Origin of the sequence: Arthrobacter sp. 08Y14 (assembly GCF_002929455.1) — a bacterium.
In the GTDB taxonomy this organism is placed as follows: Bacteria; Actinomycetota; Actinomycetes; order Actinomycetales; family Micrococcaceae; genus Arthrobacter_B; species Arthrobacter_B sunyaminii.
The window spans coordinates 643,247-657,075 of sequence record NZ_PJIX01000003.1 but is presented as its reverse complement, the minus strand read 5'-3'; the positions used below and the strand labels follow the sequence as shown (position 1 = coordinate 657,075).

The window sequence follows — 13,829 nt, the reverse complement described above, 5'->3', positions numbered from 1 at the left end:
AGCCTACGGGATGCCTTTCTCACAGCAGGAAGGCGCGCGCTGCCGTGGCCACCGCCACAGCCCACAGCATGGAGGTCAGGGTGCCGATGATGAAACGCTCGGCTGCCGCGGGTGTTTCCTTCAGCTCGGCATACCGTCCCAGGCCCTTGATGGCCACCACATAGGCGATCGCCACCGGTTCGGAGGCGAGGATGGCACCCGCGACGGCCAGCCGTTCGAGTACACCGATCACCAGTCCGCCGCGGAGCACGGAACCCGGAGCCGGGGTGCTGCCTGCCCGTACCCGGGGGCCGGCTGCCGACCCTCCGGACCGGATTCCGCCCGGGGCTGCCCGGCTGCCTGCCACGAGTTCGGCATCGAGGTTTTGATCGGCCGCCGGATCGGCTTCGGAGAACGGCGGTCCGGAATTTTCCACGGCACGGGCCAGCCTCAGCACGGCGGCTGTGACCGGCCAGCCCAACGCTGCTGTTGCCAGCAGGGTCAGGACAACCCACAGAAAGTCCATCATGGGAGCACTCCTTCGCCGGTTGCCGAACCCGGCGCCATGGTAGGGCGGGCCAGGTCAGCAGGGCGGGCCAGGTCAGCAGGGCGGGCCGGGTCAGCAGGGCGGGCCGGGTCAGCAGAGCGGGCCGGGTCGTCCGGCCCGGCCTGTTCATCGGCGCGGGCCAGCAGCACGGCTGCTGCCGGACGGGCGGCCCATTCTTCCTGCCATCCGGCGCGCGCCGTCGTCTTCCCCACGGACTGCGGGCTGATCCCGAGCTTGCGGGCGGCTGCACTCTGGGAGCCCCAGGTTCCGGGTTCCACATGCTCCAGGATGCGCCACTGCTCGGGGGTGCGGTCCCGGATCAGCCGTCCAATCAGCACCAATACGGCTTCAGCCTCAGCTGCTCCCGGCGCTCCGGCGACTGCCAGGGGCGGGCGGTCGCCGGTCTTCTTGGCCCGGTCCACGGCTTCACGTGCTGCCACAAAGGCGGGGCCCGAGGCTTCCCGGGTACTGGCCGGCAGGGGCAGATCAACCGCCCCGACCCCGATTCCCACAGACCAGTGGCCGTTGCGCAGGGCGAGCAGGGCGGCTTCCACCGCCGCACCGGCATCATTGGTGATGCCCTGGACTTCATCGCCGACCGACCGCTCAAAGGGCCGGTCCATCGGCACCGTCCCGAGCAGCTCCAGCAGGTCCGGCACCCGGTCCCGGCCCTTGCGGCTGCCTTTTTGATCGATCGTCAACACAAACATATTGAAACCGTATACGGTTGTAATTGAAATAACAACCGTATTCGGATTCAATTCTCCGGCGACCCGGCGCAGGTGTTCCTGGGTTGGCACACCCTAGTTGAAGAGGCTTACCGGTTTCACGATGTCCGCGTAGATCAGCAGCACACTCATCCCCATCAGCAGGGCAAACACCACGTAGGTTACGGGCAGCATTTTCGCCAGGTCGAAGTGGCCGGGGTCCGGACGCTTGAACAGCTTCGCTATGCGCCGGCGCAGCCCCTCCCAGAGGGCTCCGGCCACGTGGCCGCCGTCCAGCGGCAGCAGCGGAATCAGGTTGAACACGAACAGGGCCAGGTTAACGCTGGCCACCAGGCCAACGAGGGTGGCCACCTTGCTGGCTACCGGAACTTCCTCCAGGGCTGAGATTTCACCGGCAATCCGGCCGACCCCCACCACGCTGATCGGCCCGTTCGGGTCACGTTCCTCGGAGGAGAATGCTGCCTGTGCCACGTCCACCACCCGCTGCGGCAGGTTAATAACCACACCCGCAATGCTGCGCAGGTTGTCCCCGACTGCAGGCAGGACCTCAGTACCAGGTTGCCGGACCAGTTCCGTGGCGGCAGCCACGCCGATAAATCCGACTTCCTTGGTCACCGGGTTGCCTGCGTCGTCGGTGACGGGTGCGCCGTCGTCGTCCGTCACGGGACGTTCGGTCAGCAGCGGCGTGATCATCGTGTCCTGCTCCACGCCGTCGCGCACGTAGGTGACGGGCACCGACCGGCCGGCCGCTTCCTTGATGCGAGCTGAGAGATCGTTCCAGCCGTCCACCGGCTGTCCGTCAAAGGCGGTGATGGTGTCCCCGGGCAGCAGCCCCGCTTCATAGGCCGGTGCGGCCGGGTCCGCGTCGGTGCATTCCGTCTGTCCCTGGGCGGCTTGGTCGGAGGTGATCACGCACTGGTTGACCTCGGCGAGCCGGGTGGTGCTCTGGGCCGTCCCGAACCCCATGAGCAGCACGGCGAAAAGCACGACGCCGATCAGCAGGTTCATGAAGGGCCCGCCGAGCATGACGATGATGCGCTTCCAGATCGGCAGGTTGTAGAACATGCGGTTTTCGTCGCCGGGCTGAAGCTGCTCGGCGGCCGCTGCACGGGCATCGGTGGCCAGCTGCTGAAACATACCGGTGCTTGAACTGCGGACCGTGCCATCGGCGTCGTCGGCCTTGTTCGGCGGGTACATGCCCACCATCGAGACGTAACCGCCCAGCGGCAGTGCTTTGACGCCGTATTCTGTTTCACCGCGGCGCCGGGAGAACACAGTAGGACCGAAACCGATCATGTACTGCGTCACCCGGACCTTGAAGGCCTTCGCCGGCACCAGGTGGCCCACCTCGTGCAGCGCAATGGACACGGCGATACCCACCGCCACGAACAAGACGCCCAGGATGAAGAGCAGAACGGTCAACGGATTTCCTTCGCTTCAGCGGAACTGCGGGTCATGGCTTTAGCGTCCGCACCGTTTGCGTGCGGCGGTGCGGGCCCATTCTTCGGCTGCCAGGACCGACTCCAGCGTCAGCGGCGCAGTGTCGGTGTGTTCAGCCAGTACGGCGGCGATCGTATCAACGATGTCTGTGAATCCGATGAGACCGTCATGGAAGGCATCCACGGCTTCCTCGTTGGCGGCGTTGTAGACCGCCATTCCGGTTCCTCCGCCCGCCGCGGTGCGCTTGGCCAGCGCGACGGCGGGGAAGGCCTCCTCATCCAGCGGCTCGAAGGTCCATTCCGCGGCCCGGGTCCAGTCACAGGGTTTTGCCGCTCCGGGAACGCGGTGCGGCCAGCCCATGCCCAGCGCGATCGGCAGGCGCATGTCCGGGGGCGACGCCTGGGCAATGGTGGAACCGTCCACGAACTGGACCATGGAGTGCACCACGGACTGCGGGTGAACAACGACGTCGATCCGCTCCAGCGGGATATCGAAGAGCAGGTGGGCTTCGATGACTTCCAGTGCCTTGTTGACCATGGATGCCGAGTTGGTGGTGACCATCCGGCCCATCTTCCACGTGGGGTGGGCCAGCGCCTGATCGGGGGTGACGTTCTGCAGTTCCGCACGCTTCATGCCGCGGAACGGTCCGCCGGAGGCGGTGACCACCAGCCGGTCCACTTCCTCCGGTGTGCCGGAACGCAGTGCCTGGGCCAGGGCGGAGTGTTCGGAGTCCACGGGGACCAGCTGTCCGGGGGCGGCGGCCTTCTTGACCAGCTCTCCCCCGACAATCAGGGATTCCTTGTTGGCCAGGGCCAGCAGGTGTCCGGCGGCAAGGGCCGCGAGGGTGGGTTCCAGGCCGATGGAACCGGTGATGCCGTTGAGCACCACTTCGGCTTCGGGCCAGGCGGCAATGGCGGTGGCAGCCGAGGGGCCGGTAAACAGTTCCGGATCATAGTCCGTGACGCCGGCGGCGCGGGCGGCGTCCTGCACGGCTTGGTGCAGGGTGTCGTTGTCCGCCAGGGCGCAGCCGACGGCGGCGGCCCGGGTGTGGACGGCCTGCCGGGCCAGCAGCTCGATATTGGACCCGCCGGCTGCCAGCGCAACAATGGTGAAGCGGTCCGGGGCGGCGTCCGCCACATCGATGGCCTGGGTGCCGATGGAACCGGTGGACCCCAGGAGCACTACGCGGCGGGGCACGCCCTCAGTGCTGCCGAAGGGGCGGACGGTGGCTGCGGACGGGGTGCCTGAAGTTCCGGGAAGCTGCATGCTTCCAGTATCGCCCACCAGGGCGGTCCGGCGCGGATGGGAAGGGACGGGAGTGCCTGGAAGCAGCCGGAACGGTCCGGAAGCCTTCGATGACTCTGTCGGAAGGGACGGCCCGGACGTGCGGCGGCTTCCCGCGGAACCGTCGTGCAGATAACGGGCTCAAACGGGCACCGCACCAATCCTTCGTGCAGATGACGGGCCCAAACGGGCACCGCACCAATCCTTCGTGCAGATAACGGTCTCATTCATGGGCATTCGGCCCGAATAAGCCCCTGATCTGCACGAAGGATTTTGGCAAAGACCGTTATCTGCACGAAAGATCCGGCACAGCCAACGAGGGTGCAGCTGCGGCGGCTTCCCGCCATTCGTAGTCGCCATATCTGTACACAGGTTGGATGGCTGCGCCCAGCATCGCGGCACATCTGCGCACACGTGGCCTGACAGCGCAGGAACGCTGCTAGAGAGTGATGGGCAGCGACGCCACAGCGTCCGGAATGTTCGACGTTCCGGACGCCACTTCCAGGACCTGCCGGCTTCCGCGGCCGCTGTTGATCAGCTCCGCCAGGACGGCGGCGACGTCGTGACGGGGAATGCTGCCCTGCTCCACCGAAGGCGCCAGATCCACCCGCCCCAGTGCCGGGTCATTCGTCAGCCGGCCGGGCCGAAGGATGGTCCAGTCCAGGTCCCGGGTCATCAGGTCCTCCTCGGCTGCCAGCTTCGCGGTGAGGTAGGCATACATGACGTCGTCCAGACCCTCCGGCCGGGCACCATCGCGGACCGCGTCCAAACCCACGGAGGAGATTTGAACGAACCGGACCACACCGGCCTGCTCTGCTCCCTCGGCCAGCAGCACAGCGGCGCCCCGGTCAACGCTGTCCTTCCGCTCCGCCCCGCTGCCCGGTCCCGCACCGGCGGCGAACACGGCCGCATCGGCTCCGGTCAGCACCTGGATGACATCGTCCAGGATGCTGTTCTCCAGGTCGATCACCACTGGCGCCACTCCGTCGGCCTCAAGGTCCCCTGCCTGATCGGGGTTGCGGATCAGACCGGCCACATCGTGGTCATGGGCGACGAGCAACCGGCCCAGTTCGCGGGCAATCTGTCCATGGGCTCCTGCAATGACTATGCGCATCTTTCGAAGGTAGCGCAGCGCACCGCAGGTGTCCCGGGTGGACATCGCAAATCAGGTTCAGGTACCGCAGACGTTCACAGGCATCTGAGCCGGCGAAGGTGGGGACAGGATCAGCGGCCGGCCCGGTCCAGGGTCTGGCGTGCCTGCTTCAGCAACGGGCCGTCGATCATCTCGCCGCGAAAGTTAAAGACTCCTCCGTGGTTAGCGGCTTCGGCAATCACGTCCGCGGCATAAGCCACCTCATCTGCGGACGGGGCATAGGCTGCCCGGACCGCTCCCACCTGGCCGGGATGGATGCAGGCCTTGGCGGCGAACCCTGAGGCGACGGCGTCGCGTGCTTCCACTTCCAGGCCCCGGGTGTCCGCAATGTTGCCGTAGATCGAGTCGATGGCTCCCTTGCCGAACGCGCCGGCGGCCAGCAGCACCGCGGCGCGGGCGTGCCGGGCAACACCGCGGTAGGTGCCGTCCGGACCGCGGCTGGAGTCTCCGCCCAGGGACGCCATCAGGTCCTCGGCGCCCCACATCAGAGCGGCAACACAGGACAACTGGGCAATCTCTGGTGCCCGGACCACACCGAGGGCGGTTTCCAGCAGCGCGACGACGGTGAAGTCCGCGAGCGCCTGTCCCATGGCGGACGCGTCTTCGGATTTGGCGACCATCAGGGTCCGGTACGGAGTCTGGCGCAAAGCCGCCAGGTCCTTTTCGAAGTCTTCGGTTCCCACGGGATTGACCCGCACCATGGTGGTGGCCGGATCAAGAGTGGAAGCGATGAGGTTCCTGCGGGCGGCGTCCTTGTCTGCGGGGGCGACGGCGTCTTCCAGATCCAGGATCACGGCATCTGCCCGGTCGGCCGCCTTGGCAAACCGGTCCGGCCGGTCCGCCGGGCAGAAAAGCAGTGCAGGTCCCATGGGGAATGTAGTCACGCGGAGATCTCCTTGAGTTTGGTTCGTTGCTTCAACCTATCTCAGCGCCCGTTCCGGCGGCCCGGGTCCACACCAGGGCGGTCCGGGTACACCGTCCCACCACCTCGCCGTCCTGGTTCCTGCCCGTGTGGGCCAGGGTGACAATCCCCTGCCCCGGCCGGGAACCGGAGAGCCGCTTGTCCAGCACCTCGGTTTCCGTATACAGGGTGTCACCGTGGAACAGCGGATGCGGGAAGCTGATATCCCCCAGTCCCAGCTGCGCCACGAGAGTACCCTGGGTCAGCTGCCCCACGGATTGTCCCACCATGGTGGCCAGGGTAAACATGGAGTTCACAAGCCGCTGTCCAAACGGCTGGTCCGCACTGTAGGCAGCGTCCAGGTGCAGTCCCTGGGCGTTCATGGTCAGGGTGGTGAACAGAACGTTGTCCGCCTCGGTGACCGTGCGGCCCGGCCGGTGCCGGTACACCGTGCCCGGCTCGAATTCCTCAAACCAAAGACCGCGCTGCTCAACGACCCGCGGCGCCATGGTCCGCTCCTCGGTGCCGGCGTCCGGTTCCTCATACGTCAAGGCGAACCTCCAGAAGTGCACCGGTGGCGGCAAGGACTTCGTCCACGCTCACTCCGGGTGCGGTTTCGCGCAGTATCAGTCCCTCCGGGCCCACCTCGATGACGGCGAGGTCGGTGACGATCAGGTTCACGCAGGCTCGGCCGGTCAGCGGCAGGGAGCACTCAGAGACGATTTTCGGATTGCCGCTGCGGTCCGTATGGTCCATCATCACGATCAGCCGCTTGGCGCCAAACACCAGATCCATGGCGCCGCCCATCCCTTTGACCATCTTGCCGGGAATCATCCAGTTGGCCAGGTCTCCGTTGGCAGCCACTTCCATGGCTCCCAGCACGGCCACATCCACGTGCCCGCCGCGGACCATGCCAAACGAGGCCGCGGAATCGAAGAACGAGGCACCGGCGTTCACCGTCACGGTTTCCTTGCCCGCGTTGATCAGGTCCGGGTTCAGGTCTTCTTCCAGCGGATAGGGCCCGACGCCGAGCACACCGTTCTCGGAGTGCAGAACCACTTCCACTCCCTCGGGAATGTAGTTGGGAATGAGGGTGGGCATGCCGATGCCGAGGTTGACGTACTGTCCGTTTTCCAGTTCGCGGGCCACCCGGGCGGCCAGTTCTTCACGGGTCAGGGCCATGTCAGACCTCCTTCGGGGAAGTTGAGGCAGCTGCTGGGGTCACGGTGCGTTTTTCAATGCGTTTTTCTCCCGGCCCCACCTCCACCACGCGCTGGACAAAGATTCCGGGAACGTGGACGGATGCAGGGTCCAGCTCTCCGGGCTCCACCAGCTCTTCAACTTCGGCGATGGTGATCTGCCCGGCCATGGCGCAGAGCGGGTTGAAGTTCATGGCGGTGGCGGAGAACACCAGGTTTCCGTGCCGGTCCCCCTTCCAGGCATGGACCAGGGCGTAGTCCGGGGTGAGGGATTCTTCCAGCACAAACGGAGCGTCCCGGAAGGTGCGCACCTCCTTGGGTTCCGATGCCTGCAGAACCGCGCCGTCGGCGTCGTACCGCTGCGGCAAACCGCCCTCGCTCACCTGGGTGCCCACTCCGGCGCTGGTGTAGAAGGCGGGAATTCCGGCGCCGCCGGCCCGCAGCTTTTCGGCCAGGGTTCCCTGCGGTGTCAGGACGACTTCCAGCTCCCCGGCCAAAAACTGGCGGGCGAACTCCTTGTTCTCTCCGACGTAGGAACTCACCGTGCGGCGGATGCGGTGATCGGCGAGGAGCCGGCCCAGGCCCCAGTCATCCACGCCGCAGTTGTTGCTCACCGTTTCCAGGTCGGTGGCCCCCTGATCATGCAGGGCGTCGATCAGCGCCACGGGGATCCCGCACAGCCCAAAGCCTCCCACAGCCAGCGACGCACCGTCGGGGATATCGGCCACGGCTTCGGCGGCCGTGGCTATCACCTTGTCAATCATGAATTTGTCCGTTCGTTAATCGTCCTTGACCAACCTGACCTGCACCCCAACCGGAGTGTTCCGCCTATCCTAGAGCCCCAGTTCGCGGGCAATGAGCATCAACTGGACCTCTGTGGTGCCCTCGCCGACTTCCAGGATCTTGGAATCGCGGTAGTGCCTGGCCACACGGTACTCGTTGATGAAGCCGTAGCCGCCGAAAATCTGCGTGGCGTCGCGGGCGTTGTCCATGGCCGCCTCACCGGCAACCAGCTTGGCCATGGCAGCCTGGGTCTTGAACGGCTTGCCGGCCAGCATCCGCGCCGCTGCGTCATAGTAGGCCAGACGGGCGGTGTGGGCCCGGGTCTGCATGCGGGCGATCTTGAAGGAAATAGCCTGGTTGGTGCCGATGGCGGCGCCGAATTGTTCCCGCTCCCTGGCGTAGCGCAGTGACTCCTCCACGCAGCCCTGTGCCGCTCCCGTGGCCAGTGCCGCAATGGCGATGCGCCCTTCATCGAGGATCTGCAGGAAGTTCGCATAACCGCGCCCCTCGGCGCCAAGCAGGTTTGCTTCCGGGACGCGCACGTTCTCCAGCGTCAGCGGATGGGTGTCCGAGGCGTTCCAGCCGACCTTGTTATAGGCCTTTTCCGCGGTGAATCCCGGCGTGTCAGTGGGGACCAGGATGGTGGAGATCTGCTTTTTGACCCGGGTTCCGCCCTGCCCGTCCGGGACTTCGGAGGTGTCGGTGACGGCGGTGACGGTGACCAGGCGCGTGATGTCGGTGCCGGAGTTGGTGATGAACTGCTTGCTCCCGTTGATCACCCATTCTCCGTTGTCCCGGTAAGCCTTGGTCCGGGTGCCGCCGGCATCGGAGCCGGCTTCGGACTCCGTCAGGCCAAAACCGGCGAGCGCTTCACCGGAGGCCAGCATGGGCAGCCACTGCTGCTTCTGCTCCTCGGTGCCGAACCGGTAGACGGGCATGGCGCCCAGGGAAACGCCGGCCTCCAGGGTGATGGCCACCGATTGGTCCACCCGGGCCAGCTGCTCCAAAGCCAGGGCGAGGGCAAAGTAGTCGCCGCCCATGCCGCCGTATTCCTCCGGGAACGGCAGGCCGAACAGGCCCATCTCACCCATCTGCGCCACCACCTTGTAGGGGAAGCTGTGTTCCTCGTCGTGCTGGGCGGAGACGGGGGCCACCACGGTGTCCGCGAAGTCACGGACCATGTCCACCAGGTCCTGGTGGTCCTCACTCAGTTCAAAATCAGGCATGTCCTGCTCCTTCGAGCGGTTCGGCGGTCCCGGCGGCGGAAGCTGCGGCCGGGGATGCTGGGGATGTTGCGGGTTCTTCGGGTACTGCGGGTTCGTCGGGTTCAACAGCGTCAGGATCGGGCGTTACCACGGCCAGCACCTGGTCGGCCTTGACCAGGTCTCCGGGGCGCAGGTTCAGGGAGACGACGCCGTCTGCCGGAGCAACCAGCTGGTGCTCCATCTTCATGGCTTCCACGCTGAGCAGCGGCTGGCCGGCGGTGACCCTGTCGCCGTCGGCTGCTGCCACGGCCACCACGGTGCCGGGCATCGGCGAGCGCAGCACCGGATCGGCGGCGCCCTCCGCCCTGCCGGCCGACGCCCGGTCCGCAGCCAGCAGTTCAGTGCGGGTCCTGCGCCGCAGGGGTGCGGCGTAGCCGGCATCGGCGGTCCAGAGCGTCGATGTTGCGCCGTCCTCGCCGGGAAGAGAGGCCAGCATCAGCGGATGCACGACGCCGTTCAGCGTCACCAGGGCATGGTGCCCGTCCCGGCGCAGCGAGGCACTCCGCTCCGGTCCGCCGTTGACGGTGACGGTTGCGCTGCCCCCGGCGGGGTTGCCGAGCACGGTCACCTCGTCGTCGGGGTGCTGAGGATCTGCGGCGGCGAACACCAGGGCCAGCGGGGCATGGGCGCCCACCCGCCAGCCGTCACCGCGGCGCCACGGCGACGGGGACGCCGAGGGGTCCGGAGCGGCGAGGTCAGCCGCCGTCGCCAGTGCTGCGGCAGCCAGTTCAGCCTCGCCGGGCCGGCGGAAATCCAGGTCCGGAAGCTTGCGCTCGATCATGGTGGTATCCAAGCGCCCGGCCCGCACATCCGGGTCATTAATCAGCAGGCGCAGGTATTCAATGTTGGTGCCGATGCCCAGGATGACCGTCTGTGCCAGAGCCGCGTCCAGCCGGCGCAGCGCTGTGTCCCGGTCCGGCCCCCAGGCGATGATCTTCGCCAGCATCGGATCGTAGCTGGAAGACACCGTCAGGCCGGGCAGCAGGGAGGAGTCCACCCGGATGCCCTCCCCCGCCGGCTCCTGCAGGACATGCACCTTACCGGAGGTGGGCAGGAAGTCCCGGGCCGGGTTTTCCGCGTAGACCCGTGCCTCCACGGCGTGCCCGTCCAGGCGGATCCCGGCCTGGTCAAGATTCAGCTTTTCCCCGGCAGCGACGCGCACCTGCCATTCCACCAGGTCCAGTCCGGTAACCATTTCAGTCACCGGATGCTCCACCTGGAGCCGGGTGTTCATCTCCATGAAGAAGAACTCACCCGGCGCGGCATCAGAGACCAGGAACTCCACCGTGCCGGCACCGGTGTAATCCACCGACCGGGCGGCGTCGCACGCGGCCTCTCCGATGCGGGCACGCGTGGCCTCATCCAGCAGGACGGAGGGCGCTTCCTCAATGACTTTCTGGTGCCGGCGCTGCAGCGAGCACTCCCGCTCCCCCAAGTGAATGACGTTGCCGTGCGTGTCCGCCAGGATCTGGACCTCGATGTGCCGGGGCACCGCGATGAGCCGTTCCAGAAAGAGAGTGTCATCGCCGAAGGCCGAAGCCGCCACCCGGCGTGCGGTGGGCAGCACAGCGGGGAGCTGCTCCGCCCGCTCCACCACGTGCATGCCCTTCCCACCCCCGCCGGCGGAGGGCTTGATCAGCAGCGGGAACCCCACCCCTGCCGCAGCCGCGATGAGCTGCTCATCGGTCAGGCCGGGCTCGGCGATGCCGGGAACCACGGGAACCCCGTGGGAGGAGACATGGTTCTTGGACCGGATCTTGTCCCCCATCAGTTCCAGGGCCTTTACCCCGGGGCCGATGAACACGATTCCCGCCTCCTCCAGCGCGCGGGCGAAATCCAGGGACTCGCTGAGGAAGCCGTAGCCGGGATGGACCGCCTGCGCGCCCGCGGCACGGCAGGCGGCCAGGACGGCCTCCACGTTGAGGTAGCTCTCGCGCGGCGCGGCCGGGCCCAGCCGCACGGCAACGTCCGCTTCGCGCACGTGGCGGGCGCCGGCGTCGTCGTCGCTGTAAACGGCGGCGGAACGAATGCCCATCCGCCGCAGGGTGGCGATGATGCGGCAGGCAATTTCGCCGCGGTTGGCTACCAGGACGGTGTCAAAGCGCTGTTCAGTCATTAGTGGCTCACATCCGGAAGAGGCCGAAGGAGGTCTCCGGCAGCGGGGCGTTGGCGCAGACATCCAGGGCCAGGCCCAGGACGGTGCGGGTGTCCGCCGGGTCGATGACGCCGTCATCCCACAGCCGGGCCGTGGAGTAGTACGGGCTGCCCTGGGTTTCATAGGTGTCGCGGATGGGCGCCTTGAACGCTTCTTCGGCGTCCGCGGCCCATTCCTCGCCGCGGGCTTCAAGCTGGTCGCGCTTGACGGTGGCCAGGACCGAGGAGGCCTGCGCTCCCCCCATGACCGAGATGCGGGCGGCGGGCCACATCCACAGAAAGCGCGGTGAGTAGGCACGGCCGCACATCGAGTAGTTGCCCGCGCCGAAGGAGCCGCCCACAATCACGGTGAGCTTGGGAACTCTGGCGGTGGCCACGGCGGTGACCATTTTGGCGCCGTTCTTGGCAATGCCGCCGGCCTCGTAGTCCCGGCCCACCATGAACCCGGAGATGTTCTGCAGGAAGATCAGCGGGATGCCGCGCTGGTCGCACAGTTCAATGAAATGCGCGCCTTTGAGTGCTGATTCGGAGAACAGGACCCCGTTGTTGGCCACGATGCCCACGCGGTGTCCGTGCAGCCGGGCAAAACCGGTGACAAGGGTGGCTCCGTACTCCTTCTTGAACTCGGAGAACTCGCTGCCGTCCACCAGGCGGGCAATCAGTTCCCGCACGTCGTAGGGGGTCTGCAGGTCCGCGGGCACCGCCCCGTAAATCTCCTCTTCGGAGTACGACGGCGGCCGGGTCGGCAGGATTTCCCAGGCCGGGGTTTGTTCGGGCAGGGTTTCCACGATGGTGCGCACGATCTCCAGTGCGTGGGCGTCATTGTCGGCCAGATGATCGGTCACTCCGCTGATACGCGAGTGCAGGTCTCCTCCGCCGAGCTCTTCGGCGGTGACGATTTCGCCGATGGCTGCCTTCACCAGGGGCGGTCCGCCGAGGAAGATGGTGCCCTGGTTGCGCACAATCACGGTTTCATCGCTCATGGCCGGGACATAGGCCCCGCCGGCGGTGCAGGAACCCAGCACCGCAGAAATCTGCGGGATCTTCCGGGCGGACATCTGCGCCTGATTGAAGAAGATCCGGCCAAAATGCTCCCGGTCCGGGAAAACATCGTCCTGCTTGGGCAGGAACGCACCGCCGGAATCCACCAGGTAGATGCACGGCAACCGGTTCTCCAGCGCAATCTCCTGGGCGCGCAGGTGCTTCTTGACCGTCATCGGATAGTACGTGCCGCCCTTGACGGTGGCGTCATTGGACAACACCATCACGTGGCGGCCCTGCACGAGGCCGATCCCTGCGATCAGGCCTGCCCCCGGGCATTCGTCGTCGTACATGCCGTTGGCTGCCAGCGGCGAAATCTCCAGGAACGGGCTTCCTTCATCCAGCAGCCGGTCCACGCGTTCACGCGGCAGCAGCTTCCCGCGTGCGGCATGGCGTTCCCTGGACCGAACCGGTCCGCCCAGAGCAGCCTCCGCCAGCCGTTTGCGAAGGTCCTCGGCAAGCTCAGCTTGGGCAACGGCGTTTGTCGAGTAGTCGGGTGAGGCGGGATCCAGCCGGGTTGCAAGGGTCTCCATTGACGTCTCTCTGCTTGGTGCGGGCAGCTGTTCGGCACATGTGCCGGAAGCTCCATCGCCAGTTAATGACGGCTAACTCAAATCAGGTTATTGGTTATTAACTCAGCTGTCCACCACAATGGAAGCTGTTTGTGAATCGAATCTGCCGGAAAGGTTGGCATGAACGCAGCCAAAGAAGGAACAACCCCAGCAGCCCCTTCGAAACACGGAAAACCTGTGTCCGCCGCCCGAACCACCGGACGCAGCCTCGCCAAGGCATCCCGCAGGGCAGCCATGCTTGAGGCCGCCGCTTCGCTTTTCGCTGAACGCGGCTACAACGGAGTTTCCATTGAAGAACTCGGTGCAGCCGCCGGTGTCAGCGGTCCGGCCGTGTACCGGCATTTCAGCGGCAAACCCGCTGTTCTGTCCGCATTGCTCGTGGGAGTGAGCGAGGACCTCTTGGAGGGCGGAAAAGCTGTCATGGCCGAGTCCGCCACCGCCGAAGCAGCGTTGCGGGGACTGGTGGAATTCCAGGTGGACTTCGCCCTGCGACAGCCCAACGTGATCCGGGTCCAGGACCGGGACCTCAACAGCCTGCCCGCCGAGGATGAACGCACTGTGCGGTCCCTCCAGCGCCAGTATGTGGAGGTGTGGGTTGATGCACTCTCCGCCCTGCACCCCGACTGCGGCCTTCCGCTGCTGCGCCACCGGGCCCAGGCGGTCTTCGGACTGATCAACTCCACCTCGCATACCCTGCACGACAAGATGAAGCCCCGGGAGACGCTGCGGCTTCGTTCACTCCTCGAAACAATGGCTTGGGCCGCCCTGAATGCCTAGTAGTCT

Annotated in this window: 13 protein-coding genes; 1 reads left to right on the top strand and 12 read right to left on the bottom strand. The window is 66.3% G+C overall.

The annotated features are described in order from the left end of the window. Nucleotides 1–19: 19 nt before the first annotated feature. The 12 genes from CXR03_RS15345 to CXR03_RS15290 form a co-directional block, all read right to left on the bottom strand. Nucleotides 20–508 (bottom strand): hypothetical protein, encoded by a 489-nt coding sequence (locus CXR03_RS15345; protein ID WP_308470588.1) that lies wholly within the window; start codon nucleotides 506–508, stop codon nucleotides 20–22. Beyond that, nucleotides 505–1,236 (bottom strand): MarR family transcriptional regulator, encoded by a 732-nt coding sequence (locus tag CXR03_RS15340; protein ID WP_308470587.1) that lies wholly within the window; start codon nucleotides 1,234–1,236, stop codon nucleotides 505–507. The genes CXR03_RS15345 and CXR03_RS15340 overlap by 4 nt, the downstream gene beginning before the upstream one ends. Before the next feature lie 93 nt (nucleotides 1,237–1,329). After that, complete coding sequence (locus CXR03_RS15335) at nucleotides 1,330–2,676, bottom strand: RIP metalloprotease (protein ID WP_104104571.1); 1,347 nt, start codon at nucleotides 2,674–2,676, stop codon at nucleotides 1,330–1,332. A 39-nt stretch (nucleotides 2,677–2,715) separates the two neighbouring features. Beyond that, nucleotides 2,716–3,960 carry a 1-deoxy-D-xylulose-5-phosphate reductoisomerase gene (gene dxr, locus CXR03_RS15330; protein ID WP_104104570.1) on the bottom strand — a complete coding sequence of 415 codons (1,245 nt, stop codon included), beginning with the start codon at nucleotides 3,958–3,960 and terminating at the stop codon, nucleotides 2,716–2,718. A 457-nt stretch (nucleotides 3,961–4,417) separates the two neighbouring features. Further along, nucleotides 4,418–5,137: an NAD(P)-binding oxidoreductase gene (locus CXR03_RS15325; protein ID WP_258073680.1), complete on the bottom strand. Its 720-nt coding sequence runs from the start codon at nucleotides 5,135–5,137 to the stop codon at nucleotides 4,418–4,420. Nucleotides 5,138–5,202: 65 nt separating this feature from the next. Continuing rightward, complete coding sequence (locus tag CXR03_RS15320; RefSeq protein WP_104104569.1) at nucleotides 5,203–6,000, bottom strand: CoA ester lyase; 798 nt, start codon at nucleotides 5,998–6,000, stop codon at nucleotides 5,203–5,205. A 46-nt stretch (nucleotides 6,001–6,046) separates the two neighbouring features. Continuing rightward, complete coding sequence (locus tag CXR03_RS15315) at nucleotides 6,047–6,541, bottom strand: MaoC family dehydratase (RefSeq protein WP_104055578.1); 495 nt, start codon at nucleotides 6,539–6,541, stop codon at nucleotides 6,047–6,049. Between the two features lie 31 nt (nucleotides 6,542–6,572). Then, nucleotides 6,573–7,214, bottom strand: coding sequence for a CoA transferase subunit B (locus CXR03_RS15310; RefSeq protein WP_104104568.1), 642 nt, complete (start codon nucleotides 7,212–7,214; stop codon nucleotides 6,573–6,575). A 1-nt stretch (nucleotide 7,215) separates the two neighbouring features. Further along, on the bottom strand, nucleotides 7,216–7,995 hold the full coding sequence (locus CXR03_RS15305; protein WP_104104567.1) for a CoA transferase subunit A: 780 nt from the start codon (nucleotides 7,993–7,995) through the stop codon (nucleotides 7,216–7,218). A 69-nt stretch (nucleotides 7,996–8,064) separates the two neighbouring features. After that, complete coding sequence (locus CXR03_RS15300; protein ID WP_104104566.1) at nucleotides 8,065–9,240, bottom strand: acyl-CoA dehydrogenase family protein; 1,176 nt, start codon at nucleotides 9,238–9,240, stop codon at nucleotides 8,065–8,067. Then, on the bottom strand, nucleotides 9,233–11,395 hold the full coding sequence (locus tag CXR03_RS15295) for a biotin carboxylase N-terminal domain-containing protein (protein ID WP_104104565.1): 2,163 nt from the start codon (nucleotides 11,393–11,395) through the stop codon (nucleotides 9,233–9,235). Before CXR03_RS15295 ends, CXR03_RS15300 begins: the two co-directional genes overlap by 8 nt. A 7-nt stretch (nucleotides 11,396–11,402) precedes the next feature. Further along, a complete protein-coding gene (locus CXR03_RS15290) occupies nucleotides 11,403–13,007 on the bottom strand; it encodes a carboxyl transferase domain-containing protein (protein WP_104104564.1) in 1,605 nt (534 codons plus the stop codon). A 273-nt stretch (nucleotides 13,008–13,280) separates the two neighbouring features. Here CXR03_RS15290 and CXR03_RS15285 point away from each other — a divergent pair, with 273 nt between their 5' ends. Next, nucleotides 13,281–13,823, top strand: a complete 543-nt coding sequence (locus CXR03_RS15285) for a TetR/AcrR family transcriptional regulator (RefSeq protein ID WP_258073706.1) — start codon at nucleotides 13,281–13,283, stop codon at nucleotides 13,821–13,823. Nucleotides 13,824–13,829 lie beyond the last annotated feature (6 nt).

What these genes read in the sequence shown, in the direction of transcription:
- CXR03_RS15345 (WP_308470588.1), bottom strand. Translation starts at nt 508, where the DNA reads ATGATGGACTTTCTGTGGGTTGTCCTGACCCTGCTGGCAACAGCAGCG.
- CXR03_RS15340 (WP_308470587.1), bottom strand. Translation starts at nt 1,236, where the DNA reads ATGTTTGTGTTGACGATCGATCAAAAAGGCAGCCGCAAGGGCCGGGAC.
- dxr (WP_104104570.1), bottom strand. Translation starts at nt 3,960, where the DNA reads ATGCAGCTTCCCGGAACTTCAGGCACCCCGTCCGCAGCCACCGTCCGC.
- CXR03_RS15325 (WP_258073680.1), bottom strand. Translation starts at nt 5,137, where the DNA reads ATGTCCACCCGGGACACCTGCGGTGCGCTGCGCTACCTTCGAAAGATG.
- CXR03_RS15320 (WP_104104569.1), bottom strand. Translation starts at nt 6,000, where the DNA reads ATGGGACCTGCACTGCTTTTCTGCCCGGCGGACCGGCCGGACCGGTTT.
- CXR03_RS15315 (WP_104055578.1), bottom strand. Translation starts at nt 6,541, where the DNA reads ATGGCGCCGCGGGTCGTTGAGCAGCGCGGTCTTTGGTTTGAGGAATTC.
- CXR03_RS15310 (WP_104104568.1), bottom strand. Translation starts at nt 7,214, where the DNA reads ATGGCCCTGACCCGTGAAGAACTGGCCGCCCGGGTGGCCCGCGAACTG.
- CXR03_RS15305 (WP_104104567.1), bottom strand. Translation starts at nt 7,995, where the DNA reads ATGATTGACAAGGTGATAGCCACGGCCGCCGAAGCCGTGGCCGATATC.
- CXR03_RS15300 (WP_104104566.1), bottom strand. Translation starts at nt 9,240, where the DNA reads ATGCCTGATTTTGAACTGAGTGAGGACCACCAGGACCTGGTGGACATG.
- CXR03_RS15295 (WP_104104565.1), bottom strand. Translation starts at nt 11,395, where the DNA reads ATGACTGAACAGCGCTTTGACACCGTCCTGGTAGCCAACCGCGGCGAA.
- CXR03_RS15290 (WP_104104564.1), bottom strand. Translation starts at nt 13,007, where the DNA reads ATGGAGACCCTTGCAACCCGGCTGGATCCCGCCTCACCCGACTACTCG.
- CXR03_RS15285 (WP_258073706.1), top strand. Translation starts at nt 13,281, where the DNA reads ATGCTTGAGGCCGCCGCTTCGCTTTTCGCTGAACGCGGCTACAACGGA.